This window comes from Vineibacter terrae (assembly GCF_008039615.1).
In the GTDB taxonomy this organism is placed as follows: domain Bacteria; phylum Pseudomonadota; class Alphaproteobacteria; order Reyranellales; family Reyranellaceae; genus Vineibacter; species Vineibacter terrae.
In genome coordinates this window covers 1-26608 of the sequence record NZ_VDUZ01000074.1, presented here as the reverse complement: position 1 = coordinate 26608, position 26608 = coordinate 1, and the positions used below count along the sequence as shown (strand labels likewise).

23 protein-coding genes are annotated in these 26608 nt (G+C 67.4%); 9 read left to right on the top strand and 14 right to left on the bottom strand.

The window, feature by feature from the left end; translation table 11 throughout:
- Nucleotides 1–59 precede the first annotated feature (59 nt).
- The 6 genes from FHP25_RS37990 to FHP25_RS37965 all read left to right on the top strand — a co-directional run bounded on the left by FHP25_RS37990 (nucleotide 60) and on the right by FHP25_RS37965 (nucleotide 5602).
- Complete coding sequence (locus FHP25_RS37990; protein WP_147852216.1) at nucleotides 60–926, top strand: branched-chain amino acid ABC transporter permease; 867 nt, start codon at nucleotides 60–62, stop codon at nucleotides 924–926.
- A complete protein-coding gene (locus FHP25_RS37985) occupies nucleotides 923–1903 on the top strand; it encodes a branched-chain amino acid ABC transporter permease (RefSeq protein WP_147852215.1) in 981 nt (326 codons plus the stop codon). The genes FHP25_RS37990 and FHP25_RS37985 overlap by 4 nt, the downstream gene beginning before the upstream one ends.
- Nucleotides 1857–2636: an ABC transporter ATP-binding protein gene (locus FHP25_RS37980; RefSeq protein WP_147852225.1), complete on the top strand. Its 780-nt coding sequence runs from the start codon at nucleotides 1857–1859 to the stop codon at nucleotides 2634–2636. Before FHP25_RS37985 ends, FHP25_RS37980 begins: the two co-directional genes overlap by 47 nt.
- Complete coding sequence (locus tag FHP25_RS37975) at nucleotides 2620–3327, top strand: ABC transporter ATP-binding protein (RefSeq protein WP_147852214.1); 708 nt, start codon at nucleotides 2620–2622, stop codon at nucleotides 3325–3327. Before FHP25_RS37980 ends, FHP25_RS37975 begins: the two co-directional genes overlap by 17 nt.
- Nucleotides 3328–3358: 31 nt before the next feature.
- Nucleotides 3359–4861 (top strand): AMP-binding protein, encoded by a 1503-nt coding sequence (locus FHP25_RS37970; RefSeq protein ID WP_147852213.1) that lies wholly within the window; start codon nucleotides 3359–3361, stop codon nucleotides 4859–4861.
- Nucleotides 4862–4969: 108 nt separating this feature from the next.
- Nucleotides 4970–5602 carry a TetR/AcrR family transcriptional regulator gene (locus FHP25_RS37965; protein ID WP_178134093.1) on the top strand — a complete coding sequence of 211 codons (633 nt, stop codon included), beginning with the start codon at nucleotides 4970–4972 and terminating at the stop codon, nucleotides 5600–5602.
- Between the two features lie 295 nt (nucleotides 5603–5897).
- Here the strand turns inward: FHP25_RS37965 and FHP25_RS37960 are convergent, their stop codons facing one another.
- The 3 genes from FHP25_RS37960 to FHP25_RS37950 form a co-directional block, all read right to left on the bottom strand.
- A complete protein-coding gene (locus FHP25_RS37960; protein WP_147852211.1) occupies nucleotides 5898–7574 on the bottom strand; it encodes a flavin-containing monooxygenase in 1677 nt (558 codons plus the stop codon).
- A 43-nt stretch (nucleotides 7575–7617) separates the two neighbouring features.
- Nucleotides 7618–9273: a flavin-containing monooxygenase gene (locus tag FHP25_RS37955; protein ID WP_147852210.1), complete on the bottom strand. Its 1656-nt coding sequence runs from the start codon at nucleotides 9271–9273 to the stop codon at nucleotides 7618–7620.
- A 175-nt stretch (nucleotides 9274–9448) separates the two neighbouring features.
- Nucleotides 9449–10291 carry an amidohydrolase family protein gene (locus FHP25_RS37950; protein ID WP_178134092.1) on the bottom strand — a complete coding sequence of 281 codons (843 nt, stop codon included), beginning with the start codon at nucleotides 10289–10291 and terminating at the stop codon, nucleotides 9449–9451.
- 186 nt (nucleotides 10292–10477) lie between these two features.
- Here FHP25_RS37950 and FHP25_RS37945 point away from each other — a divergent pair, with 186 nt between their 5' ends.
- On the top strand, nucleotides 10478–12727 hold the full coding sequence (locus FHP25_RS37945) for a xanthine dehydrogenase family protein molybdopterin-binding subunit (protein WP_147852208.1): 2250 nt from the start codon (nucleotides 10478–10480) through the stop codon (nucleotides 12725–12727).
- On the opposite strand, the gene FHP25_RS37940 is transcribed toward FHP25_RS37945, so the two are convergent.
- From FHP25_RS37940 to FHP25_RS37890, 11 genes are all read right to left on the bottom strand, one after another.
- Entirely contained in the window at nucleotides 12724–13689 is a 966-nt protein-coding gene (locus FHP25_RS37940; protein WP_147852207.1) for an ABC transporter ATP-binding protein, read from the bottom strand. The two genes, FHP25_RS37945 and FHP25_RS37940, sit on opposite strands and share 4 nt — an antisense overlap.
- A gap of 153 nt (nucleotides 13690–13842) precedes the next feature.
- Nucleotides 13843–14895, bottom strand: coding sequence for an ABC transporter ATP-binding protein (locus FHP25_RS37935; protein ID WP_147852206.1), 1053 nt, complete (start codon nucleotides 14893–14895; stop codon nucleotides 13843–13845).
- A gap of 156 nt (nucleotides 14896–15051) precedes the next feature.
- On the bottom strand, nucleotides 15052–15939 hold the full coding sequence (locus FHP25_RS37930) for an ABC transporter permease (protein ID WP_147852205.1): 888 nt from the start codon (nucleotides 15937–15939) through the stop codon (nucleotides 15052–15054).
- Nucleotides 15940–15944: 5 nt separating this feature from the next.
- Complete coding sequence (locus FHP25_RS37925; RefSeq protein ID WP_147852204.1) at nucleotides 15945–16865, bottom strand: ABC transporter permease; 921 nt, start codon at nucleotides 16863–16865, stop codon at nucleotides 15945–15947.
- 48 nt (nucleotides 16866–16913) lie between these two features.
- Nucleotides 16914–18530: an ABC transporter substrate-binding protein gene (locus tag FHP25_RS37920; protein ID WP_147852203.1), complete on the bottom strand. Its 1617-nt coding sequence runs from the start codon at nucleotides 18528–18530 to the stop codon at nucleotides 16914–16916.
- Between the two features lie 124 nt (nucleotides 18531–18654).
- Nucleotides 18655–19041, bottom strand: a complete 387-nt coding sequence (locus FHP25_RS37915; protein WP_147852202.1) for a hypothetical protein — start codon at nucleotides 19039–19041, stop codon at nucleotides 18655–18657.
- A gap of 14 nt (nucleotides 19042–19055) precedes the next feature.
- Nucleotides 19056–20048, bottom strand: a complete 993-nt coding sequence (moaA, locus tag FHP25_RS37910; protein WP_147852201.1) for a GTP 3',8-cyclase MoaA — start codon at nucleotides 20046–20048, stop codon at nucleotides 19056–19058.
- Between the two features lie 120 nt (nucleotides 20049–20168).
- On the bottom strand, nucleotides 20169–20495 hold the full coding sequence (locus FHP25_RS37905; RefSeq protein ID WP_147852200.1) for a type II toxin-antitoxin system PemK/MazF family toxin: 327 nt from the start codon (nucleotides 20493–20495) through the stop codon (nucleotides 20169–20171).
- Nucleotides 20492–20713 carry an antitoxin MazE family protein gene (locus tag FHP25_RS37900; protein WP_147852199.1) on the bottom strand — a complete coding sequence of 74 codons (222 nt, stop codon included), beginning with the start codon at nucleotides 20711–20713 and terminating at the stop codon, nucleotides 20492–20494. Before FHP25_RS37900 ends, FHP25_RS37905 begins: the two co-directional genes overlap by 4 nt.
- Before the next feature lie 84 nt (nucleotides 20714–20797).
- Entirely contained in the window at nucleotides 20798–22411 is a 1614-nt protein-coding gene (locus FHP25_RS37895; protein WP_147852198.1) for a cisplatin damage response ATP-dependent DNA ligase, read from the bottom strand.
- Nucleotides 22411–23463 carry a ligase-associated DNA damage response exonuclease gene (locus FHP25_RS37890; RefSeq protein WP_147852197.1) on the bottom strand — a complete coding sequence of 351 codons (1053 nt, stop codon included), beginning with the start codon at nucleotides 23461–23463 and terminating at the stop codon, nucleotides 22411–22413. The genes FHP25_RS37895 and FHP25_RS37890 overlap by 1 nt, the downstream gene beginning before the upstream one ends.
- 61 nt (nucleotides 23464–23524) lie before the next feature.
- Between FHP25_RS37890 and FHP25_RS37885 the strand changes: the two genes are divergently transcribed.
- Together FHP25_RS37885 and FHP25_RS37880 are read left to right on the top strand one after the other, a co-directional pair.
- Nucleotides 23525–24106 carry a transposase gene (locus FHP25_RS37885; protein ID WP_147852196.1) on the top strand — a complete coding sequence of 194 codons (582 nt, stop codon included), beginning with the start codon at nucleotides 23525–23527 and terminating at the stop codon, nucleotides 24104–24106.
- Entirely contained in the window at nucleotides 24103–26559 is a 2457-nt protein-coding gene (locus FHP25_RS37880; RefSeq protein ID WP_147852224.1) for a ligase-associated DNA damage response DEXH box helicase, read from the top strand. The genes FHP25_RS37885 and FHP25_RS37880 overlap by 4 nt, the downstream gene beginning before the upstream one ends.
- The last annotated feature ends 49 nt before the right edge of the window (nucleotides 26560–26608 follow it).

Below are 26608 nucleotides of genomic sequence, written 5' to 3'. Positions count from 1 at the left end.
GAGCAGCAGGCGCCGCCCATGGCGGACGCCTGCGACCTCCTGAGAGGATTTCATCCGTCATGCTGGATGTGCTGATCTACGGCCTGCTGCGCGGTGCAACGTTCGCGCTCGTGGCATTCGGCTTCTCGCTCGTGCTGGGCGTGCTCAACATCGTCAACATCACGCACGGCATCTTCATCATCTTCGGCGGATTGATCACATACACGCTGTTCTCCGAGCTCGGCTGGCCGCTGCCCCTGGCGGTCGTGACTGCCAGCCTGGCCACGGGGGCGCTTGCCGGGGTGCTCCAGAAAGCCTTCATCGAGCGCGTCCATTCGGCCAATCCGCTGATGGTCCTGGTGCAGACCCTGGGCCTTGCGATCGTCATCACCAGCATCTTCGAGAAGACGTGGGGGACGTCGGAACGGCTGATCAATGCGATCATCCCCGGCTACCCGATCATCCAGGTGGGCGACTTCATCGTGCCCACCCTGGAGGTCGTCACCTTCGTCATCGCCCTGGCCTCCGCCGGCGTGCTGTATCTCGCCATGGAGCGTACCGAGTTCGGCCGCACCGTACGCGCGTGCCGGGACAATCCACGATCGGCCGCGCTGCTGGGCATCGACATTTCCGGCGTGTACCTGAAGACGATGATCGTCTGCGGCCTGTGGACGGGCCTGGCCGGGGCGCTGCTGATCACCACCCAGCCGCTGGCGCCCTACATGCACCTCCACTGGACGATCGAGGCATTCCTGATCGTCATCATCGGTGGACTGGGGAGCATGCCGGGTGTGCTGGTCGGCGGCCTGCTCTACGGCATCTTCAACCACCTTGCCTATTTCTACTATCCGGCGTTCGCGCCTGCCCTCATCTTCAGCGGCCTGGTCGTGCTGCTGCTGGTGCGTCCACAGGGTGTCTTCGGCCTCGGCGCGGTGATCCGCAAATGAGCGCCGCCCTGACCACGTCGTTCGAGCGCCGCCGGCAGCTCATGCGGCAGCTGGCCTTGCTCGCCGCCTGTGGCGCGGCAACGGCCCTGCTGCCGCTGGCGCTCGATACCTACTGGATGCGCCTGTGCGTGTTCATCTTCGTCAACATCGCGCTGGCAAGCGCCTGGAACATCATCGGCGGGATGGCCGGCTATCCGTCCTTCGGCCACGGTGTATTCTTCGGCATCGGCGCCTATGCGTCGGCGATCCTGATCGTGCGCTTCGGCGTGCCGCTATGGCTGACGCTGCCGATCGGCGGCCTGCTGGCTGCCGCCGTGGTGCCGTTGTTCACGCCGCTGTTCCGCCTGCGCGGGTTCTATTTCGCGCTCGCCACGCTGGCCGCCGGGCTGGCCGTGGAAACCGTCATCCGAAACTGGCACTGGGTCCGCGGCCTGAAGGCGACGGATCACGGCTGGAACCTGCCCGACCAGTTCGGCCTCGGCTTCTACTACTACGTCACGCTGCTGTTGCTGCTGGTGTGCCTGGCGTCGATCCTGTGGCTGCGCGCATCGCGGATCGGCCTGGCCCTCGATGCCATCCACAAGGACGAGACGGTGGCCGCCTCCGTCGGCATCGACACGACGCGGTACAAGCTGATCGCCTTCGCCATCTCCGCCTTCTGGCCCGGCCTGTTCGGCGCCATCTACGCGCCCTTCATGGTTTTCATCAGCGCCGACACGGTATTCGAGCTGTCGGTGACGCTGAACATGATCGTCTACACCGTGTTCGGCGGTATCGGCACTGTCATCGGCCCGATCATCGGCGGTTTGGCCCTGAGCATCATCGATCAGCTCGCGTGGTCGCGCTTCCTGGAATATCACTCCCTGATCTACGGCACGCTGGTCGTGCTGATCATCACCTTCAGTCCCGGCGGCATGGTGAGCTGGCTGAATGCGCTGCGTCGCCGCTCGGACCAGAAGGGGAACGCACGTGGCTAGCCTGCTCGAAGTGCGGAACATCTCGAAGCGGTTCGGCGGAGTCGTCGCGGTCGAAGACCTGAACTTCGTCATTCGCAAAGGCGAGATCCTCGGTCTTATCGGCCCCAACGGCGCCGGCAAGACGACCGTGTTCAACATGATCTCCGGCATCCAGCGACCGACCACCGGCACGATCACCTTGGAAGGACAGAATCTTGTCGGCCTGCGGCCGGACCAGATCGCGCGCAAGGGCGTCGCCCGGACGTTCCAGTCCTCGTCATTCCTGCCCGGCATGTCGGTCTATGAGAACGTCTACCTGGCGGCAGCGTTCCGATCTCTCGCCGCCATCCAGCGGCGCGCTGCCCCCGATGTCACGGAAGCGGCCCTGCGCGCGACCGGACTTGTCGACGTCGCAGAGCGGCCGGCCGAGCTGCTGAACGTCTCCCAGCACAAGCGTCTCGAGATCGCCCGGGCCGTGGCCACGGAGCCCGTGCTGCTGATGACCGACGAGATCGTTGCCGGTCTCAACAATGCCGAGACCGACGAGGTCCTCGACATCCTGGTCAGGCTGAACGGCACCGGCATCACGCTGGTATTCGTCGAGCACGACGTGCGCGCGGTGCTGTCGGTATCGCAGCGCCTCATCGTCCTTGCGCAGGGCCGGTGCATGGCCGAGGGCGATCCGCACGAGGTGGCACGATCGCCGGAAGTGATCAAAGTCTATCTCGGGAGGCGGTATGCTCAGAATCAATGATCTGACCGCCGGCTATTTTCCCGGCGTGCCGACACTCGCCGCCGTCGGCCTGAGCGCCGAGAAGGGGCAGATGATCAGCGTTCTGGGAGCCAACGGCGCGGGCAAATCGACGCTGCTGGGCGCCATCTTCGGCATCGTCCCGTATGTCGCGGGGGAGATTTCGCTCGCGGGCACCAGCCTCAACGGACTGAAGCCGCACGACGTGGCGCGCCGTGGCGTGCGCCTGGTGCCGGAGAATCGCGGTACCCTGCCTTCGCTTTCGGTGCACGAGAATCTCCTGCTCGGCGGTCTCGGCCTGCCCAAGGCGACGGTGGCTGAGCGGGTCGAGCGCGAGCTGCAGCGCTTTCCCCGGTTGCGCGAACGCTTCACGCAGCGGGCCGGCATGCTTTCCGGCGGCGAGCAGCAGATGCTGGCCATAGCGCGCGCCATGATGGCCGAGCCGCGCCTGCTGCTGCTCGACGAGCCCTCGCAGGGGCTGGCGCCGGTCATCGTCGAGCAGATCTTCGGGCTTCTCGCCGAGCTGCGGGGAGCCGACATCGCGATCGTCCTGGTCGAGCAGGACGTCGGCCTCAGCCTCGAGGTCAGCGATTACAGCTACGTGCTGGAGAAAGGCCGGATCAAGCTGCACGCGCCCAGCGCCGATCTCGTCAACAATCCCTACGTGCGGGAGGCGTTTCTCGGCGTCGCGTAACGCCGGGGATCAGGCAGGGAAGGAGACCACCATGATGGTGTACGACTGGATCGCGCATCATGCCGCCTACGCACCCGAGCGGCTGGCGCTCGTCGATGTCGCCAGCAAGCGGCGCTTCACGTATCGCGATCTCGATCAACGCGTCAGCCGCCTTGCCTGCGCGCTCGCCGAGAAATACGGCGTGTGTCGGGGTGAGCGCGTCGCCTTGCTGGCGCTCAACACCACCGAATGCTTCGAGATCCTGTTCGCCTGCCAGCGTCTCGGTGCGATCTTCGTGCCGCTGAACTGGCGCTTGAGTCCCGCGGAGCTCGAATACATCCTGAAGGACTGCGGGCCCAAGGTCGTGATATGGGACGACGAAATGGAGCCGAAGATCGACGCGCTGCGCGGCGTGATCGGTGCGACCATCCGCCTGTCCAACGGCGCACCCAGCGCGTACGAGGAGGCGCTGGCCGCCGCGGCCGGCAAGCCAGCCCCGATCACCCTGTCACCCGACGACACCTGGACGATCCTTTATACGTCGGGCACCACCGGCTATCCCAAGGGCACGTTGATGACCTATGGGATGGTGTTCGCGAATACCGTCAATGTCGCCATGAAGACGAATCTGACGGCCGAGTCGCGCGGGTTGACATTCATGCCGCTGTTCCACGCCGGCGGCCTGTATCTGTTCGCCAAGTTCATCCTGCACTTCGGCGGCTCGAACTACGTCATGCGATCGTTCGATCCCGACCTGACGCTGCGTCTGCTGAGCGATCGGACGCTGGGCATCACCCACGTCCTGGGCGTGCCGACAAACTTCATGATGATCGCCGAGCTGCCGGCTTTCGAGACCGCCGACTTTGGTCATGTCTCGACGATCCTGATCGGCGGCGCCGCTGCCCCGGTTCCCCTGCTGGAAAAGTATCTGAACAAGGGCATCGTGCTGCAGCAGGGCTGGGGCATGACCGAAACCACCACGATGGGGACGATCCTGTCAAAGGAACGCGCGCTGGACAAGATCGGCTCCTGCGGACTGCCCGTGCTGCACATCGCCATGCGCGTCGTCGACGCCGAGGACAATGTGATCGAAGGCGAAGGCGTGGGCGAGCTGCTCGTACGCGGCCCCTCCGTCACGCCCGGCTATTGGAAGCTGCCTGCCGACAAGGGCGGCCACACCGCCGACGGCTGGTTCCGCACCGGCGATGCGGTACGCATCGATGGCGAGGGCTACGTCCATGTCATCGACCGCATCAAGGACATGTACATTTCCGGCGGCGAGAACGTCTTTCCCCTCGAGATCGAAAACGTCCTGCATGGATTGCCGCAGGTGCTGGAAGCGGCCGTCATCGGCATACCCCACGAGAAATGGGGGGAAGTCGGCCGGGCCTTCATCGTGACGCGCCCGGGTGAGGCGCTATCGGAAGCCGACGTGCTTGCGCACTGTGCCGCCCGGCTGGCGCGCTTCAAGATTCCCAAGGAGTTCCGGTTCGTGGCCGAGCTGCCGCACAACGCGACCGGCAAGCTGCTCAAGCATCGCCTGCCGCGAGACTGAGCGCGACAATCCGCATACAATCTTGACGCACGTTCGGCCCGTATGGAAGCTCTTGGCGTGGGCCATTCTCGCCCGGCGCGGGCCCACGGTGCGAAAGGGGTTGCTATATTGACCGGCTACGAGAAGAAGGCCGCATCAAAGGCGACGAAGTCGTTCCGGTCGGAAGTCGCCGCCTTCAAGCGCCGGCGGATTCTGGAAGAGGCCTGCCGACTATTTTACGAGCGTGGCTATGCCGGCACCACGCTGGACGACATCGCGGCCGCCCTCAATGCCACCAAGCCCTTGATTTATGCGCATTTCAACAACAAGGGTGAGCTTCTTTACGAAATCTGCATCGCCGCCACGCTGCAATCCCTGGAAGCGGTCGAGGTCGCCTGCGCGGAAGGCGGCACGTCGTCGCAAAAGCTTCTGCGCATGGTGCGCGGCATGGTCAAGGTTGTCGTCCGCAATCAAGCCAATCTGGCGGTGCAGATCCGCGAGGAGAAGCAGCTGCCACCAGCCGAAGCGCGCGAGATCTCGACCAAGCAGAAGACGCTCGACGAACGGATACGCCGGGTCTTGAACGAAGGTATCGCCAGCGGTGAGTTCAAGATCGAGGACCCGGGGCTTGCCGCCCTGTGCATCGGCGGCATGATCACCTGGATATTCTACTGGTATCGCGACCACGGCCGCCTCAGCGAGGACGAAATCGCCCGCGGCGTCAGTCGCATGGCCCGCATGATCGTCGGAGGAAAAGTCTAGCGCGAGCCACCGTGGAATGCACGGTTGGACCGGTTGCCGGGCGTCATGCCCGATGCCTGCGACCGGCGCGTCAAGCGTCGAGCCATGCATGGGCACCGAACCAGGAACGCAGGCGAGGAGGCTCACCTGCCCTGAGCTTCCGATCAGATGTTGTATCGTTCCGGCCGGGAGAAGGTGCCCCGAGGGGCGGAGAGAAGACGAACGGACCCAATGGCTTCGCAGGGCATCGGATTCGCTGACGCCTTCGCTTCCGGCGCTTTCGCGCCACCTTCCTCCCCGCTGCCGGGGAAAGGCGCTAGGACGCGGCGCGACCCAGGCCGAGGGCCGGGGAGGAGACCTGAACCGGCGCGCCGGCGAGCTCGATCCCGTCATAGCCCGCGGCGGCAACCTTGTTGATGCGGTTCACGTATTTGGGGGCGCCGCCGTTGTAGATCATGTGGCGGATGCGGCCTTCCTCGTGGCCGGGCACGTTGGAATTGTAGCCCGTGAACCAGGACTTGGCCCGGCGCATCAGCATCATGGCGTACATGTCCGCGACGTGCGCCGTCCATGCGTCCTCGGCCTGCTGCGTCGCCTCGACGCGCGTGTAGCCATGCGCCCAGACGTGCTCCAGGAAGTCGGTGCACCAGTTGACGCCGGTCTCGATGCCGCGCGGATAGTTGGTCGAGGCCGAGCCGCTTTGCGGCCCGTTGGGCATGATCAAGTTGGGGAAGCCGTGGATGAAGATCCCGAGATAGGTCGACGGGCCGTCCTTCCACTTTTCACGCAGGGTCAGGCCGCCGGTGCCGCGGATGTCGATGCGGTCGTAGGCGCCGGTGATGGCATCGAAGCCGGTCGCATAGACGATGATGTCGAAGTCGTAGTCGCGTTCGCTCGTGCGCAGCCCGGTCTCGGTCACGCGCACCAGCGGCGTCTCACCGAGGTCGACCAGCTCGACGTTGTCGCGGTTGTAGGCCTCGAAGTAGTTGGTCTCCATGGGCACGCGCTGCACGCCGAAGCCGTGATCCCGGGGGATCAGCTTCTCGGCGACCTTGGGGTCCTTCACGCGCTGGCGGATGCGCTCGGCGATGTACTCGGAGAACTCCGCGTTGGCCTTCTCATCCATGAAGATCTCGCGGAAGTTCGCCAGCCAGATCGCAAAGCCCGGCGTGCGATAGAGGCGGTCCCACAGCGCCACGCGCTCCTCGCGCGAAACCTCGTAGAAGCCGCGCCGGTCCGGCTCGTGGACGAAGCCGCCGGGCGTGCGGGCGCAGGTCGCGAAGATCTCGTCGTAGCGGGCCCGGATGGCAGCCATCTCCGCCTCGGAGATCGGCCCGTTGTTGAGCGGCGCGCTCCAGTTGGGGCGACGCTGGAACACGGTGAGATGGCCGACCTTGTCGGCGATCTCGCCGATCACCTGGATGCCCGTCGCCCCGGTGCCGATCACCGCCACCTTCTTGTCGGACAGATCCAGCTTCTCGTGCGGCCAGTGGAAGGTGTGGAACGAGCGGCCCTTGAAGCTGTCCATGCCCTCGAGCCGCGGCAGGGTCGGGATCGACAGCAGGCCCAGCCCCATGACGAGGAAGCGGCAGGTGAGCGTGCGTCCGTCGTGGATCCTGAGCCGCCAGATGTTCTCGACCTCGTCGAAATGCGCCGCCTCCACGCGGCAGTTGAACTGCATGTGCCGGCGCAGGTCGAACTTGTCGGCGACGTGGTTCAGATAGCGCAGGTTCTCGGGCTGGGCCGAGAAGTGCTCCTTCCAGTGCCACTCGTCGAGCAGCTCCCTGGAGAAGGAAAAGCCGTAGGTATAGCTTTCCGAGTCGAAGCGGGCGCCGGGGTAGCGGTTGGAGTACCAGGTGCCGCCCAGGCCGGACGCCGCCTCGATCACGGTGGCATTCACCCCGAGATCGACCAAGCGCTTGATCTGATAGATCCCGGCGACGCCGGCGCCGATGACGACCACCTCGTAGTGTGTCCCGGTCTTGTCGATCATGCTCTGCTCCTGCTGGTGTTCCGTCTCGCGCCGCCGTCTTGCCTCACGCCACCGCCGCTGCCTGGCGGGTCAGCTTGAAGCCTTCATAGCCGCCGGCTGCTACTGCATCGCAGCGGCGCTTGTAGGCGTCGAAGCCGCCGACATAGGGCATGAACACCCGCGGCTTGCCGGGGATGTTGGCGCCAACGTACCACGAGTTGGCGAGCGGATAGAGGGTGCTGTCGGCCACGGCGTTGACGTGCTGCACCCACGCCGCCTCGGCCTCGGCCGTCGGCTCCACGCGGTCGAGCTGGTGCCGGCGCATATGCGCGAGGCAGCCTGCGATCCAGTCGGTGTGCTGCTCGATCGAGGCGATCATCTGGGTCTTGACGCCCGGGCTGCCGGGGCCGGTGATGATGAACATGTTGGGGAAGTCCGCGACCATCAGGCCAAGATAGGTCAGCGGCCCGCCGTCCCATTTGTCTGCCAGCGTGGCGCCGTGCGTGGTGCGGATGTCGATCTCGCGCAGCGCGCCCGTCATGGCATCGAAGCCGGTGGCGAACACGATCGCGTCCAGCGCGTAGTCCGCGCCCCCGGCCGTGCGCAGGCCGTCCGGCGTGATCTGCGCGATGGGATCGCTGCGCACGTCGACCAGCGTGACGTTGGCGCGGTTGTAGGTCTCGTAGTAGCCGGTATCGAGGCACAGCCGCTTGGTGCCGATCGGGTGGTCCTTCGGTGCCAGCAGCTCGGCCGTCCTGGGATCCTTCACGGTGCCGCGGATCTTGTCGCGCACGAATTCGGAGGCCGTCTCGTTGGCTTCCTTGCTCACCAGCAGGTCGGTGTAGGAATACAGGAAGCTGATGCTGCCGCCTTCCTGCCATTTCGCCTCGTAGGCGTCCTGCCGTTCCTGCGCCGTCGCCTGCAGCGCCGACCGCGTCGGCTTCGGATAGCCGGCGATGGCGAAGGGGGTGTCGAAGGCGGCGCGGCGCCGGGCCGGGTACTCCGCCTTGTGGCGGCGCTCGCGCTCCAGGTCCATCGGTGCGTTGCGTGCCGGCAGGCTGAAATTGGCGGTGCGCTGGAAGACATGCAGATGCTTGGCCTGCCGGGCGATGATCGGGATCATCTGGACACCCGATGAGCCGGTGCCGATCACGCCCACGCGCAAGCCGCTGAAGTCGACGCCTTCATGCGGCCACAGGCCGGAGTGGTACCACTTGCCCTTGAAGTCGCCGATCCCCTTGAAGTCGGGCACGCGCGGCGTCGACAGGTTGCCGGCGGCCATGACGCAGAAGCGGGCCCGCACCGCATCGCCCCGGTCGGTGGTCAGGGTCCACTCGCCGGCCGCGTCGTCGAACACCGCCGACGTCACGCGCGTGTTCAGCTGCACGTCGCGGCGCAGGTCGAAGCGGTCCGCGACATGGTTGATGTAGCGCAGGATCTCCGGCTGGGTGCCGTAGCGTTCCGGCCACTTCCATTCCTGCTGCAGCTCGTCGGAGAAGGCGTAGGAATACTCCAGGCTCTCGACATCGCAGCGCGCGCCGGGGTAGCGGTTCCAGAACCAGGTGCCGCCGATGCCGGAGCCGGCTTCGAAGGCGCGCACGCGCAGGCCCATGCCACGCAGGCGGTGGATGGCGTAGAGCCCGGCCAGGCCGGCCCCGACGATGGCGACATCGAGCCGGGCAGGGGCGTGGCCGCCCGAGAGGCCGGAAGCGTCAGGCATGGTGGTTCCTCCGGGGTGCCATTCCGATATATGAACGGTCATTTATAAGATGGGATCATAGCGTCCGGCCGGCCGCGGCGCAATTCGCTTGCTGCAAAGCAGCAAGAACGAACGCGCGGCCGTGCCGGCACGCATCGGCAACCGCGATGCGCCCTTCAATGCCGACAGCGTCAGATCATGCCTTCGCGGGTGACCACCGATAGACCTTCTGGACCGTGCCGCCCATCAGCGCGGCACGCTCGCCGTCGGACAGGCGGTCGGTGACACGGAACGCCTCGACGCCCTGCTCGTAGGTCAGCAGCGCCACGGCGCGGGTCCAGTCGGTGCCCCACATGCAGCGATCGAAGCCGAAGGCATCGAAGATGCGGCCGAGCGGCTGCCACAGGTCGCTGTAGGGGAAGGGCTGGTGCGAGAGCGTGCAGGCGCCGGTGATCTTGACCACGACGTTGTCATGTGCCGCGAGCTTCAGCAGCTGCGGCAGGTCGGCGAACGGCTCGGCCGGCACCGGCGGCTCGAACGGCTGGTTCAGCCCGAGATGGTCGATCACCAGCCGCGTGCTGGGGTTGCGCGCCGCCATCAGGCCGACCTGCTCCAGGCGGCCCCGGCACAGCAGGTTCACCGGCAGGTCGTGCCGCGCCGCAGCGGCGAGCACGCGGTTGATGCCGGGGTCGGCGGCGTCGGTCGACACGTCCGGACCCATCATGATGCGGATCGCGACCCGGCCCGGGGTCGCGGCCCAGGCGTCGATCGTGTCGACCACCGCCGGGTCCGACGGGTCGACCGGCTTCACCAGCCCGAACCGGCCGGGATGGGCGGCGTGCACCGCCAGCGCGTAGCTGGCGTCATAGCGATACATGGTCCACACCGAGACCAGGATCGCGCCGTCGACGCCGACGGCATCCATGGCCGCCACCAGCTGATCGCCGGTGACTTCCGCCGGGCCGTGCAGGACGGCGGCCCAGGGGCGCCCGGGATGGTTGCGCTCGTAGGCGTGGACCTGGGCGTCAATGGTCAACATGGTGCCGGCCTCCCTGTGTTCGATGCCCGTAAGGGTCTCGTGTGCCGTGGCAGTGTCCCTGGTACACCTGACGGCTTCAACCGTGGCAGCCCTGCACGAGACGCAACCGGCATTGATCGTCAGGTCATGACGGGGTTTGCTACACTGGCGGCAGGAAACGCTCATCCAGCAGGACAGGGTGAACCCATGAGCATCGACAATCCGGACAACAAGTGGATCGGCAAGCGCACGCCGCGGCCGGATGGCATGGACAAGGTCACGGGACGCGCGGCCTACGCCGCCGACACCACGATGCCCGGGATGATCTGGGGCAAGATCCTGCGCAGCCCGCATCCGCATGCCCGGATCAGGTCGATCAACACGGACAAGGCGGCGGCGCTGCCGGGCGTGAAGGCCGTCATGACGAGCAGGGACCTCGTGGACTTCCCGATCGACAAGTCGGTGATGCTGGGCATCCAGGACATGCGCTGGATGTGCCGCAACGTGATGGCGCGCGACAAGGCGCTGTTCGCCGGGCATCCCGTGGCGGCCGTGGCCGCGACGTCGCAGCAGATCGCGGCCCAGGCGCTGACGCTGATCGAGGTCGACTACGAGGTGCTGCCCTGGGTGATCGACGTCGACGCGGCGATGGCGCCCGGCGCGCCTATCCTGCACGGCCACATCCAGTTCGAGGGCAAGCCCTCCAACATCGCCGGCAAGATCGAGCACAAGCTGGGCGACGTCGAGGCCGGCTTCGCCGCGGCCGACGTGATCGTCGAGCGCAGCTTCAAGACCGAGCCCGTGCATCAGGGCTACATCGAGCCGCATGCCTGCCTGGTGAGCGTGGCGCCCGACGGCAAGGCCACGATCTGGAGCTCCAGCCAGGGCCAGTTCATGGTGCGGGCCATGTGCGCCTACCTGACAGGCACGGCGCAGAGCGACATCCGCGCGATTCCGGCGGAGATCGGCGGCGGCTTCGGCGGCAAGACCATCGTCTACCTGGAGCCCGTCGCGCTGGTCCTGGCCCGCAAGTCGGGCCGGCCGGTGAAGATGACGATGACCCGGGAGGAGGTGTTCCGGGCGTCCGGACCGACGTCGGGATCATCCAGCACGGTGAAGATCGGCGCCACCCGGGACGGCAAGATCGTCGCCGCGAAGGGCATCTACTACCTGCAGGCCGGCGCCTTCCCCGGCTCGCCGATCCGCGGCGCCGCGGGCTGCGCGTTCTCGCCTTACGACATTCCGAACGTCCATGCGGTCGGCTTCGACGTCGTGTCGAACCGCTCGAAGGTGGCGGCATACCGCGCGCCGGGCGCCCCGATCGGCGCGTACGCGGCCGAGTGCGTGCTCGACGAGCTGGCGCAGGCCCTGAAGATGGATCCGCTGCAGCTGCGGCTGAAGAACGCCGCCAAGCAGGGGACGAAGGCGGCCTATGGTCCGACCTTCCCGGTGATCGGATACGAGGAGACGCTGAAGGCGGCGCTGGCGCATCCACACTACATGGCGCCGCTGGCCCCCAACCAGGGACGCGGCGTGGCGAGCGGGTTCTGGTTCAACGCCGGCGGCGAATCGAGCGCCCAGGTCAACGTCAACGAGGACGGCACGGTGGTCGTGATCACCGGCCATCCCGATATCGGCGGCTCGCGCGCCTCGACCGCCAACATCACGGCCGAGCTGCTGGGCATCGACCACAGCAAGATCCAGGTCCTGATCGGCGACACCAGCAGCATCGGCTTCAGCAACCTCACCGGCGGCAGCCGCGTGACCTACGCGTCGGCGATGGTGGTCACGAAATCGACCGAGCAGGTCATCACCACGCTGCGCCAGCGGGCGGCCAAGATCTGGAAGATCGACCCGGAGGCCGTCACCTGGGACAACGGCCAGGCGCGGCCGGCCGGCGACAACGCCGGCAAGTTCGAGCCGCTGTCGCTGGCCCAGCTGGCGGCCCGGGCGAGCGAGACCGGCGGTCCGATCGGCGCCGGCGTGTCGCTCAACACCACGGGGGCGGAGGGCGGCTTCGCCACGCATATCTGCGACGTCGAGGTCGACCGCGCCACCGGCAAGGTCGCGGTGACGCGCTTCACCTGCATCCAGGACGTCGGCCGCGCAATCCACCCGAGCTACGTCGAGGGCCAGATGCAGGGCGGCGTGGCGCAGGGCATCGGCTGGGCGCTGAACGAGGAATACATCTACGACAAGCACGGCCGGGTCGATAACCCGAGCTTCCTCGACTATCGCATGCCGGTCGCCTCCGACCTGCCGATGCTCGACACGGTGATCATCGAGGTGCCCAACCCGAAGCATCCCCAAGGTGTGCGCGGGGTCGGCGAGGTACCGCTGGTGCCGTCGCTGGCCGCCGTGGCCAATGCGCTGCACGGTGCCGTGGGGCACCGCTTCGACAGCCTGCCCATGTCGCCGCCCAAGGTGCTGGCCGCGCTGGAGCCGGCGGAGGCTTAGGTCCCATACAGGTGGCAGGCCACCATCCGGCCTTCCACCTGAATCAGCGCCGGCGCCGCCTGCGCGCAGCGCGGCATGGCGTGCGGGCAGCGCGGGTGGAAGCGGCAGCCGGCGGGCGGCTTGAGCGGGCTCGGCACCTCGCCCGCGAGCACGACCTCCTCGCGCCGCTCCTCGGGGTGGCTGGGCAGGGCGGCGGAGAACAGCGCCTGGGTGTAGGGGTGCTTCGGATGGCGCGCCAGCGTGCGGGCATCGCCGGCCTCGACGATCTTGCCCAGGTACATCACCACGATCTCGTGGCTCATATGGGCGACGGCGGCGAGGTCGTGGGCGATGAAGAGGTAGGACAGGCCGAGACGGTCCTGCAGGTCGCGCAGCAGGTTGAGGATCTGGGCGCGGATCGAGACATCCAGCGCCGAGACGGGCTCGTCCAGCACCACCAGCTTCGGTGAGACGGCAAGCGCCCGGGCGATGGCGATGCGCTGGCGCTGGCCGCCGGAGAACTCGTGCGGGAAGAGGTCGGCGGACCGTTGCGGCAGGCCGACCAGATCGAGCAGCTCCAGCACGCGGCGACGGACGTCGGTTGCTGTGACGGCCTCGTTGGTGATCAGCGGTTCGGCGATGATGGCGCTGATGCGCATGCGCGGGCTCAGCGAAGCGAACGGGTCCTGGAACACGGCCTGGACGGACTTGCGGTAGTGCCGCCGCCCCACGGCATCGAGGCCGGCCAGGTCGCGGCCGTCGAAGCGGATGGCGCCCGCGGTGGGCGTTTCCAGCCCCAGCACCAGCTTCGCGGTGGTCGTCTTGCCGCAGCCGGATTCGCCGACCACGCCCAGGGTCCTGCCGTTGTCGATGCTGAACGAAATGTCGTCGACGGCACGCACGACGCCATGGTCGCCGCCAAAGAGGCCGCGCCTTGCCGGGAAATGCTTGCTCAACCCGGCGGCTTCCAGAAGAGCGCTCATGCCACGCCACTCCGCGTCATCAGCTCCTCTCCGCCCGCGAAGCGGGGGGAGAGGAAGGGGCCCATCGCGCGCAGCGCGGTGGGAAGGTGAGGTGGGTGGCGCGGCCAACCGGATTCTTCGCCAGCGAGATTTTGTGCTGCCTCGACACCCACCTCACCCTCCGATGCCTTCGGCATGGGCCCCTCCTTCTCCCCCCACTGCGTGGGCGGAGAGGGGTGCTCTGGCGGTGGCCGGTGCCGCCAGCCAGCAGCGTGCTGTGCGCCCTTCGCCAAGGGTGAATTCCGGCGGCGCCTCGGCAGCGCAGCGTGCGAAGGCCATCGGGCAGCGCGCCGCGAAAGCGCAGCCTGGCGGCAGCGAGGCGAGATCGGGCGGCTGCCCCTCGATGGCAGTCAGGCGTTCGCGCTCGTCGCTCATGCGCGGCAGTGAGCCGAGCAGGGCCTGCGTGTAGGGATGCGCCGGCGCGTTGAAGATGCGCGCCACCGGCCCCTGCTCGACCACGCGTCCGGCATACATGACGGCGAGCCGGTTGCACATCCTGGCGACGATGCCGAGGTTGTGGGTGATGAAGATCAGGGTCAGCGCGTGCCGGCGCTGCAGGTCGCGCAGCAGGTCCAGGTACTGGGCCTGGATGGTGAGGTCGAGGCTGGTGGTGGGCTCGTCGGCGATCAGCAGGCGAGGCCCGCACGAGATGCCGATGGCGCCGACGATGCGCTGGCGCATGCCGCCTGACATCTCGTGCGGGTACTGCCGCACGCGCATTTCAGGTGAGGCGATGCGCACCGACTTGAGCAGGCCCACGGCACGTTGCCAGGCGCTGGCCCGGCTGGCGCCTTCATGCACGCGGATCGGCTCGCCGACCTGATCGCCGATGGAGAAGAGGGGGTTCAGCGAGGCCATGGGGTCCTGCAGGACCATCGCGATGCGCTTGCCGCGCACGCGGCGCATCTCGCTGTCGGATTTCGTTCGCAGATCCTCACCATCGAACACCAATCGGCCGGAGACGATGCGTGCCGCAGGCGGCAGCAGACGCAGGATCGTCAATGCCAGCGTGGTCTTGCCGGAACCGGATTCGCCGACGATGCCCAGCGACTCGCCGGCGTTCAGGCTCAGCGTCACGTCGTCGACGGCGCGCACCACGCGGCTGCCCTGCTGGGAGACGTAGTGGGTGGAGAGGTTCTCGAGGGACAGCAGCGGTTCTGCGGTCATGGCGCGGCCGGCGTGTCAGCTTTCACGATCAACCCGTCATCCCGAGCGCAGCGAGGGATCTCCCGGGAAGGGAGCCCCCATTCGCGGGAGATCCCTCGCTGCGCTCGGGATGACGACTGGTCGATCCGCTGCAAGGTCGCTCGGGTCATGCCGACCTCACAATTGGCGCAGCTGCGGGTCGAGCTTCACGCGCAGCCAGTCGCCCAGCAGGTTGGCGGACAGCACCATCAGCATGATGCACAGGCCGGGCAGCACGGTGAGCCACCAGTAGCCCACCATCAGCCCCTTCTTGCCGTCGGCCAGCATCAGCCCCCAGGCCGGCCGGGGTGGCGGCACCCCGACGCCGAGGAAGGAGAGGGCGGCCTCGGTCACGATGACGATGCCCAGCATCAGCGTCGCGAGCACGACGGCCGAGTTGATCACGTTGGGCAGGATGTGGTGCCACATGATGGCGCGCCGGGAGCAGCCGGCGACGATGGCGAGGTTCACGAACTCCCGTTCCTTCAGCGACAGGACCTCGCTGCGGATCACGCGGGCGTAGCGCGTCCAGTAAACGCCGCCCAGGATGAAGATGATGTTCAGCTCGCTGGGCCCGACGATGGCGGCCAGGAAGATGGCGAAAGTCAGCCCGGGCAGCGCCAGCCAGGTGTCGGTCAGGCGCATGATCACCTGGTCGACCCAGCCGCCGAGATAGCCGGAGACGATGCCCAGGAACGTCCCCAGCACGCCGGCGAACAGCACCGCGGCGAGGCCCACGATCATCGAGACGCGGGCGCCGTACATCAGCCGCGACAGCACGTCACGCCCGACATGATCGGTGCCGAGCAGGTGCGCCATGCTGCCGCCTTCCTGCCAGGCGGGCGGGCGGAAGCGGCGCGCCAGGCTGCCGATCTCGGGATCATAAGGCGCCAGCACGTCGGCGAAGATCGCGACGAGCGCGATCAGCAGCAGGATCAGGACAGGTATCAGCGGAAAGCCCTTCAGCCGCCAGAACGCAATCGGCGCCGGGGCGGGGACGGCCGTCGGGTGTGTCGTGACGCTCATGACCATCACCCTGCCAGACGGATGCGGGGGTCGATCAGCGCGTAGACGATATCGATGGCCAGGTTGACCAGGATGATCATGGCGCCACCGATCACCACGACGCCCTGCACGACGGGAAAGTCGCGGAAGCTGATACCTTCGTAGAGCAGCCGGCCGATTCCGGGCCAGGCGAACACCATCTCCACCACGACGGCGACATTGATCATCACGACGAGGTTGATGCCGGCGAGCGTGATGACGGGAATGAGCGCGTTCTTGAACGCGTGCTTGCCGATCACCAGCGCCTCGGGCAGGCCCTTCAGGCGCGCCAGCTTCACGTACTCGGAGCCGAGGACCTCGAGCATGGAAGACCGCGTGAGGCGCATGTGAGCCGCGGCGAAATACCAGCCGAGCGCGAAGGCCGGCATCAGCACGTGCAGCGCGGTGCCGGAGCCGGAGGAGGGCAGCCAGCCGAGCCAGACGGTGAAGACCAGGATCAGCACCAGGCCGACCCAGAAGGAGGGCAGGGACAGGCCCAGCAACGCGAAGATCTTTCCGGCGCTGTCCCACATCCGGCCGACGCGCACCGCGGCGATGATGCCGCTGGGGATGCCGATCAGCAGCGAGAAGGCCATCGCCACCGCCGCCAGCAGCAGCGAGTTGGGCAGGCGCTGGAAGTAGAGATCGAGCACCGGCGTGCGGTAGTAGAACGATTGGCCGAGATCGCCCTGCGCCAGGCTGGCGATGAATTGCCAGTATTGCACCCAGAGCGGCTGATCGAGGCCGAGCTGGCGATGGACATTCTCGATGTCCTGCGGGCTCGCGCCCGGTTCCACCAGCAGGCTCGCCGGATCGCCGGTGACGCGCACGAACAGGAAGATGGTCAGCGACAGGAGCAGCAGAGACAGCAGCGAGTAGCCGACGCGGCGGGCGATATAGTGCTTCATCGTCGTCCCATCCCTTGCTGTTGCGGTGGCGGGCGCGGCGTCGATGTCTCAGCCCGTGTTGATCGTCACGTCCTCATAAGGTGCGGAGTAGGCATGGCCTTCGATCAGCCCCAGCGCCGATTCGCGCACGCGCTTGCCCTGGCCGTTGATGAAGGCGAGCTGCCAGATGGGCGCATAGATCACCCGCTCGTGCACCAGCCGCTGGATCTTGTGCAGCAGCTCGGTGCGCTTCTTCTGATCCAGCTCCACCGCCTGCTCGGCGAACAGCGCCTCCAGGTCATCGTAGTGACCGTAGGCGTAGGTGCCACCCTTCATGACGAAAGCATCCAGCCGCGTTGCCGCGTTGCCGAAGGCGCCGGACGCAGCCTGGATGATGTTCTTCAGCTTCTTCTCGGCGTAGGCGCTGAAGAAGGCGGCGCGCTCCAGCGGCCGCAGCTTCACGCGGATGCCCACCTCCTGCAGGTTGTTCAGCACCGCTTCCGCCAGGTTGGCGTAGGAGGCATCGCAATAGTAGTCGCCGGCATCGAAGCCGTTCCTGAAGCCGGCTGCCGCCAGCAGCGCCTTCGCCTGCCTGGGGTCGTATACCGCGGGCGGCGGCTTCCAGAAGAACTCGAAGCTGTCCGGGATGATGCTGTTGGCGACCCTGGAGTAGCCGAGCGTCAGCGCCTCATTGATGGATTTGTAGTCCATCGCCAGCGCCGCGGCCTCGCGCACGCGCAGGTCGTGCCAGGGTGATTTCGGATCCCACTGCTCCGGGAAATAGAGCCAGAAGGTGCCCTGGATCACGACCGGCTTCAGGGTGAAGCCGGGTGTGCGCTGCAGCTCCTCGGCCAGCTCGCCGCGGATGGAATAGGCGATGTCGACCTCGCCGCGCTTCAAGGCGGCCAGCCGCGTCGACTCCTCCGGGATCACCTTCAGCACCAGCCGCTTCACGCTGGGCAACTTGCGCCAGTAGCCCTCGAACGCCTCGAACACCAGCTCCACACCCGGCGTGAAGGACACGAACTTGTAAGGTCCTGCCCCGATCGGCGCCTTCTTGAAGCCTTCCTCGCCGACCTGCTGGATGTATTTTTTCGGCACGATCCAGCCCGCCCCGGTGGCGGATGAATAGAAGGTGAGGAAGTCGGGCCACGGCTTCTTCAGCACGAAGCGAACGGTGCGCGCATCCGGCGTCTCCACCGCGGCCACGCGCTCCTTCATCACCGACGCCGAGGTGCCGCGATAGCGTTCGAACGAGAACTTCACGTCCTCCGCCGTCACGGGCTCGCCATTGTGGAACGTCACATCCTTGCGCACCGTGAACTCGTAGCTCAGCCCGTCCGGCGCCATCTTCCAGGCGTCCGCCAGGCATGGCGCCGCCGTCTGTCCGGGCATGGGCTTCACCATGGCGTCGTGCAGGGCGTAGAGCAGCATGAAGGGCGTGATCATGCCCGGCGTCTCGGCCGGATCGAACCAGGTCGGCGCCAGCGAGACGTGCACCGCCCAGGTCAGCTGTCCCTGCGGGCTCGCGGCACGCGCGTCGCCGGCGCTGCCGGCCAGCAGCGCGGCGCCACCCAGCGCCAAAGCCTGGCGGCGGCTGATCGGGAGCAGGGCCGCTTCCTGTATGGACGTCTTGCGATCAGGCGCTTGCGGCAGCCGGCGATGACTCCTCCCTGGTGAGCCCATGGTCGCCTCCCAGGGCCTCTGTTCGTCGAGGCCTGCAATTATTGTAGGGCAGATATGCGAGCGATGTCACGTCGCATCCCTGCGCGCAGGGATGCCCAAGGTCCGGGATCGGGCAGGTAACGGCTCAGCGCATGAGCTTGCCGATGGGGCGCTTCCGGCCGGCCCAGAAGGGGCATTGCGGGCATGCCTCGCCGTCCGGGTAGTCGATGCCCTCCTCATGCGGGCACCCCATGATCCCATCGCCGATGGCCACGGATTGGGCGTCATGCCGACGGATGAATTCGAGGATCGCGCGTTGGACAGTGGCGTCCCGGCGCACGTCGCCGTGCTCGGAGAACCAGCGGCGCAGCTCGGCTATGTCCTCGTCCTGAGCCATGAGGACGCTGACGGCGACCTTCGAAGCGCGCCTGTCGTCCGGACCGTAATAGGCGACGGTCGCAATGGGATAACCGTTGAATCCGCGGTGGGCCTTCTTGAGCAAGGCCTTGGCGAATCTGTCGTCAAGGGCCATGGCCTGCGTCCGGTTCAGCCGCCGGTGACGCTCATATGCCGCGGCACGGCCGGTCGATTGTGGCGGCGGTCGATCACGAAGTCGTGGCCCTTGGGCTTGCGTCCGATGGCGGCGTGGATGGCGTCGACCAGCAGCCCGTCGCTTTCGCTCTGGCGCAGCGGCGCGCGCAGGTCGGCGGCATCCTCCTGGCCCAGGCACATGTAGAGCGTGCCGGTGCAGGTCAGCCGCACGCGATTGCACGCCTCGCAGAAATTGTGGGTCAGCGGCGTGATGAACCCCAGCCGGCCACCGGTTTCCTCGACGCGCACGTAGCGGGCCGGGCCGCCGGTCGTGTAGTCGAGATCGGTCAGCGTCCAGCGCTTCGCCAAGTCGGCGCGCGCCATCGACAGCGGCAGATACTGGTCCAGACGGGTGGCGGTGCCGATCTCGCCCATGGGCATGACCTCGATCAGGGTCAGGTCCATGCCGCGGCCATGGCTCCAGCGGATCAGGTCGTCGAACTCCGCGTCGTTCACGCCCTTCAGCGCCACGGCGTTGATCTTGACCTGCAGGCCGGCTTGCTGGGCGGCATCGATGCCGCGCATCACCTGGGCCAGATCGCCCCAGCGGGTCAGCGCCCGGAACTTGTCGGCATCCAGGGTGTCGAGCGAGACGTTGATGCGCTTCACGCCCAGCCGGGCCAGCTCGTCGGCATGCTTGCCGAGCTGGCTGGCGTTGGTGGTGAGCGTAAGCTCATCCAGGCCGCCATCGCCGAGATGCCCGGCCAGGCCCTGCACCAGCGACATCACGTTCTTGCGCACCAGCGGCTCGCCGCCGGTCAGCCGGATCTTCCTGACCCCCAGCCCGATGAAGGCGGCGCAGACGCGCTCCAGCTCTTCCAGGGTCAGGAGATCGGCCTTGGGCAGGAACGTCATGTCCTCGGCCATGCAGTAGACGCAGCGGAAATCGCAGCGGTCCGTCACCGAGACGCGCAGATACGTGATGGCACGGCCGAACGGGTCGATCATGCCGACAATGTAGGGCGGGAAAGGCGTGGTTTCGACCCTAAAGTGGGTGCGGGTAAAGGTGCCATCCGGTCCGGCGGCGCCGGGACCTTGCGACGCCTATGCTCCAGCCTTGCGACATGCTCAGGCGATGCCGAGCCATACAGCCATGGCACGGCCGACACGCACCATCGTATCGTCGTCGACGCGACCGATCTGCCGGCCAATTCGCTCGCGCCTGATGCTGATGATCTTGTCGACCATTACCTGAGACACGGCGCGCAAGCCGTTGGCGGGCAGCGGGTCAAGTGTAATGCGAAATAGTGGCGTGGCCAGCAGCTCGCTCGTGATTGGCAGGACCGTTATCGATGCGTGCGTATCGTTGAACGCGTTGGCCTGAACGACGAGCGCCGGACGCGGCTTGCCATAGTCACCTTGCAGAGCCACGGTGACGACGTCGCCGCGGGTCATCTGGTCCAGCCCTCGACATCGCTCAGGGCTTCATCGAGCAGGGCGTCGACGTCATCGTGCCGCTGTGATGCAAGTCTTGATTGTCGCCGGCACTCCTTGACGAAGGCGGGCGAGCGCGTGTCAGGCAGCCAAAGGTTGACCTGCCGAAACCCCAGAGCGCGCATGCGTTCACGGTAGCGCCGAGTGGCGTTGCTTGTCGTTTTGCTGGATGCCGGCATTGCTGTTCTCAGACATATGACTAGTCATATAGCACGAAACGCGGGACCATGAAATGGCCACAGTGCAGTTCGTTTCCCACGATCTCAGCCTGCGATCATCCGCTCCAGGGTCGCGAGCGCGTCGGCCTCGGCGGCCGGCTTGTCCCAGCGGATGCGGTGCACGCGGGGAAAGCGCATGGCGACACCGGATTTGTGCCGGCTCGAACGGTGCACGCTGTCGAAGGCGATCTCCAGCACCAGTCCGGGCGCGACCTCGCGCACCGGCCCGAAGCGGCTGGTCGTGTGATCGCGCACCCACTTGTCGAGCTTCATCAGCTCCTCGTCGGTGAAGCCGAAATAGGCCTTGCCCACCGGCACCAGCTCGGGCGTGCCGCCATCGCTTCGGCGCCAGCAGCCGAACGTGTAGTCGGAGTAGAACGAGCTGCGCTTGCCGTGGCCGCGCTGGGCGTACATCAGCACGCATTCCACCGTGAGCGCTGCGCGCTTCCATTTGAACCACGGTCCCTTGGGGCGGCCGGCGACATAGGGGCTGTCGCCGCGCTTGAGCATCAGGCCTTCGATGCTGGCCTCGCGCGTGCCGGTGCGCAGCCTGGCCAGCTCGTCCCATGACGTGAACGGCACCATCGGCGACAGGTCCAGACGGGGACGCGGCCGCGCCGCGTGCCAGGCTTCCAGGCGCGCGCGGCGTTCGTCGAACGGCAGGGCGCGCAGGTCCTCGCCGTCGATCAGCAGGGCATCGTAGAGGCGGACATGCGCCGGATGATCCTGCATCAGCTTCGCGGTCGTCTGCTTGCGGTTGAGGCGCTGCTGCAGATCGTTGAACGGCGCCACCTGTAGCGCGCCGTCGTCGGCGCGATGCGCAACCAGCAGCTCGCCGTCGAGCACGGCGCTGAAGTCCATCGCCTCGACGATGTCGGGAAAGGCCGAGGTGGCTTCGTCCGCGGCGCGCGAGAAGATGCGCCGGTGGCCCGGCCCGGCCACGAGCTGGACGCGGATGCCGTCCCATTTCCACTCGGCGCGGTAGGCGGCCGGATCGAGGCCGCCGATATCGGCATCCTCCAGCGCCGTGGCCAGCATCACGGGCCGGAACACCGGCGCGGCGCCGGGATCGGGGCGCGGGGCGCGATCCTCGAGCCAGTCGAACAGCGCCTGGTAGGGCGGCTCCAGCGTATGCCAGACCTCCTCGACGGCAGCGATGTCGCGCTGGCCGAGGTCGGCGATGGCCTGCTTCGCCAGGCGCGCCGAGACGCCCACGCGCAGCGCGCCCGTCAGCAGCTTCAGGAGCGCCCAGCGGCCGGTCGCGTCCAGCCCGTCGAGCCAGCGCTCCAGCAGCTGCGGCGTCTCGCGCTTGCTGGCCTGACGCAAGGTCTCGACCACCTCCGCCAGCGACGGCGGCGGCCGGTTGTGTCCGACGCCGGCCTGGTCCGCCGGCTCCCAGATCAGCGCCAGGGTCTCGGCGAGGTCGCCGACATAGTCGTAGCTCAGCACGAAGAGCGTCTCGCCCAGACGCTGCACGCCGAACTCGCGCAGCAGCGCCGGCTTGGCGTTGGGCAGGTCGAGCGCGCCGGTCAGCGCCGCCAGCGCATAGCCGCGGTCGGGGTCGGGCGCGCTGCGCATGTACGCGGTCATCAGCCGCAGCTTGCCGTTGCGGGCCGGCTGGAAGGCGAGCGAATCGAGCAGCTCGGCGAAGCGCTGCATCAGCTTCCTTCCTCCTCGCGGCCGGCAAGGTGCAGCGCTTCGGCGGCGATGCCCATCGCCTGCGCCTGGTGCACCAGCGCATCCTCGCGGCCATGCGTGACCCAGACCATGCCCGGCCGGATGTCGCGCACGGTCTGGACCAGCTCATCCCAGTCGGCGTGGTCGGAGATCACCAGCGGCAGCTCGACGCCGCGCTGCCGGGCGCGCGCCCGCACGCGCATCCAGCCCGAGGCGGCCACGGGCAGGGGCTCGGGAAAGCGGCGTGTCCAGCGGTCGCCCAGCGCCGAGGGCGGGCACAGCACGATCGCGCCCTTGAACGTCTGGTGCTGGAAGAGGTCGTTGCGCCGCACGGGGCCGGCCTCGCTGACGGCGGCGATGTCGCCGAGGTCGATGCCGGCGCGCTTATAGACGTCGCACATCGCCATCAGCCCGCCATGCAGCCAGATGCGCTGGTCGTAGCCGGCCGCCCGCAGCAGGCGGATCACGCGCTGGCACTTGCCCAGCGCATAGACGCCCACGAGGTGGCAGCGATCGGGGAAGGTGCGCAGCGAGCCCAGCAAGCGCGCGATCTCCTGCATGTCGGGCGGATGGCGGAACACCGGCAGCGCGAAGGTCGCCTCGGTGACGAAGACATCGCACGGCACCGGCTCGAACGGCGGGCAGGTCGCATCGGCGCGCCGCTTGAAGTCGCCCGACACCACGATGCGCGCCCCGCGCCAGTCCAGCACGATCTGCGCGCTGCCCAGGATGTGGCCGGCGGGCACCAGGCGGACATCCACCTCGCCGATGCGCGTCGTCTCGTCGTAGCGCACCGCCTGCAGATCGCCGATCGTGTCGGCGCCGAGCCGCACCTTGATGATCTCGACGGTCTCGGGGGTCGCCAGCACGGCGCCGTGCCCCGGCCGCGCATGGTCGCCATGACCGTGCGTGACCACCGCCTTCTCGACCGGCCACGCCGGATCGATGAAGAAACCGCCCGGCACGCAATACAGCCCCTTGGACGTCGTGGTCAGCCACGAACGCGGCTCAGCGGGGGACGGGGAAGACGACATGCCTAGTTTGCGGATCTGGGTTTGGTCGGGCCGCGCCGCTCCAGCGGCGCCTCTTCTTTAGATGGCGAACACACTCTATCCTTCAACAATGGAGGAACCAAAAGGTTGGCATTCGCGCGGATATCTGCCGCATTTCGATGCGCCAGATCTCGTGCAGACAGTGACATTCCGATTGGCGGACAGCCTGCCTGCCCATGTCGTGAAGATGCTGACGGACGATCTGCTCGGCAACAACAAGCTGGAAACCCTGCTCGACAACGGATCAGGCGCCTGCTGGTTGCGAGACCCGGTGCTGGCCCGGCTGGTCGAAGATGCTCTGCTGCACTTCGACGGCAATCGCTATCGGCTGCTGGCTTGGTGCGTCATGCCAAATCATGTTCACGTCATGCTTGAAGTTGCGGGTGGCTATCAGCTCGGCGCTATTGTTGCCTCATGGAAGCAGTTCACGGCACGTTTTGCCAACCGTCATCTCGAGAGGTCGGGCCCGTTCTGGCAGACTGATTACTTTGATCGCTTTGTTCGTGACGCTCGGCACTACGACGCCGCACTGCACTACATTGAAGAGAATCCCGTGAAGGCGGGATTGACGAACGATCGCGCCAATTGGCGATGGAGCTCAGCATGGCGGCGCACGCCGAAATGAAGAATGCGCCGCTGGAGCGGCGCGGCCCGACCGAAGACAACCTCCCACCCCGCTTCACGGACTGGTTCGCGGTGCGGGGGTGGACGCCGCGGCCGCATCAGCTCGATATGGTGCGGCTGGCCGCCGAAGGGAAGTCGGTGCTGCTGATCGCGCCGACCGGCGCCGGCAAGACGCTGGCCGGGTTCCTGCCCAGCCTGGTCGCGCTGGCGGCGGCGGGCGCGGCGGCCGAGACGGTCCATACGCTCTACATTTCGCCGCTGAAGGCGCTGGCCACCGACATCCACCGCAACCTGCAGGCCCCGATCAGCGAGATGGGACTGCAGGTGCGCGTCGAGACGCGCAGCGGCGACACACCGCAGAATCGCCGCGAGCGCCAGCGCCTGCGGCCGCCGCAGATGCTGCTGACCACGCCCGAGTCGCTGGCGCTGCTGCTGTCGTACCCTGATGCCGCCGACTACTTCTCGGGACTGCGCACCGTCGTGATCGACGAGCTGCACGCCATCGCCACCACCAAGCGCGGCCACCTGCTGGCGCTGGGCCTGGCGCGGCTGGCGGCGATGGCGCCGCCGGCGCGCTTCGTCGGCCTGTCGGCGACCGTGGACGATCCGCCGATGTATGCCGACTGGCTGCGCTTGGGCACGTCGCCCGTCGAGGTCGTGACGGTGGAAGGTGGCGCCCGGCCCCAAATCGCGATCCTCAATCCCGATGCGCGCGTGCCCTGGGGCGGGCACATGGCGCAGCACACCGTGCCCGACATCTACAATGCCATCCGTCAGCATCGGATGACGCTGGTGTTCGTGAACACGCGGGCCCAGGCCGAGCTGACGTTCGACGGGCTGTGGCGGCTCAACAGCGACAATCTGCCGATCGGCCTGCATCACGGCAGCCTGGAGGTCGAGCAGCGGCGCAAGGTCGAGGCGGCGATGTCGGCCGGCAAGCTGCGCGCCGTGGTCGCCACCAGCTCCCTCGACCTGGGGATCGACTGGGGCGACATCGACCTCGTGGTCCAGGTCGGCGCGCCCAAGGGCGTGAGCCGGCTGCTGCAGCGCGTGGGCCGCGCCAACCATCGTCTCGATGAGCCCAGCCGCGCCCTGCTGGCGCCGGGCAACCGCTTCGAGGTGCTGGAGTGCATCGCAGCCCAGGAGGCGGTCGCGGCAAGGGAGCTGGACGGCGACCCGCCGCGGCCGCCCTGCCTGGACGCGCTGACCCAGCACATCCTGGGTTGCGCCTGCTCGGCGCCGCTGGATCGTGATGCGCTCTTCGACGAGGTGCGCCGCGCGGCACCCTTCCGCGATCTGTCGCGCCGCGACTACGACGACGCTTTCGACTTCGTGGCCACCGGCGGCTATGCCCTGGCCGCGTACGAGAAATGGCGCCGCCTGTTCCCGCGCAGCGACGGCAGGTGGGAGGTGACGCGGCCCGACGTGGTGCGGCAATACCGCATGAATGTCGGCACCATCGTCGAGCAGCCCTTGATGAAGGTGAAGCTGCGCGGCGGGCCGGTGCTGGGCGAGGTCGAGGAGATCTTCATCCAGGGCCTGGTGCCGGGCGACACGTTCATCTTCGCCGGCCAGCTGCTGCGCTTCGACGGCGTGCGCCAGCTGCACGCGGAAGTGAGCCGCGTTCGCGAGGCCGGCGATCCCAAGATCCCGGCCTATGGCGGCGGGCGCCTGCCGCTGAGCACCTATCTTGCCGGGCGGGTGCGCGACATCATCGCCGATCCGGCGCGCCACGCGGCGCTGCCGGACGACGTGCGCAAGTGGCTGCGCATCCAGGGCCTGCGCTCGACCTTGCCGGGCGCCGACCGGCTGCTGGTCGAGGGCTTCCCGCGCGGCAGGCGGCAGTTCCTCGTCGCCTATTGCTTCGAGGGACGCAACGCGCACCAGACCCTGGGCATGCTGCTGACGCGGCGCATGGAGCGCATGGGGCTGAAGCCGCTGGGTTTCGTGGCCACCGACTATGTGCTGGGCATCTGGGGCGTCGAGCCGGCGCGGCCATGGCAGGTCGAGGCTCTGTTCGACGAGGACATGCTGGGCGACGACCTCGAAGCATGGATGGATGAGTCGTCGATGCTGCGCCGCTCGTTCCGCAACGTGGCGGTGATCGCCGGCCTGATCGAGCGCCGCTTCCCCGGCCAGGAGAAGTCGCGCCGCCAGGTCACGTTCAGCGCCGACCTGATCTACGACGCCCTGCGCCGCCACGAGCCGCAGCACATCCTGCTGCGCGCCACGCGCCAGGACGCCGCCTGGCAACTCGCCGACATCCGCCGGCTCGGCGACCTGTTGCGGCGCGCCAAGGGCCGCATCGACTACCGTCGATTGGACCGGATCTCGCCGCTGGCCGTGCCGGTGCTGCTCGAGATCGGCCGCGAGCAGGTGATGGGCCGCGACACCCTCGACGAGCTGCTCGACGAGGCAGCGCAGGAAATCATTGCCGAGGCAACGCGGCTGTAGGGTATGCCTTTGGTCGGGCCGCGGCGCTCCAGCGCCGCATCATGAGCGG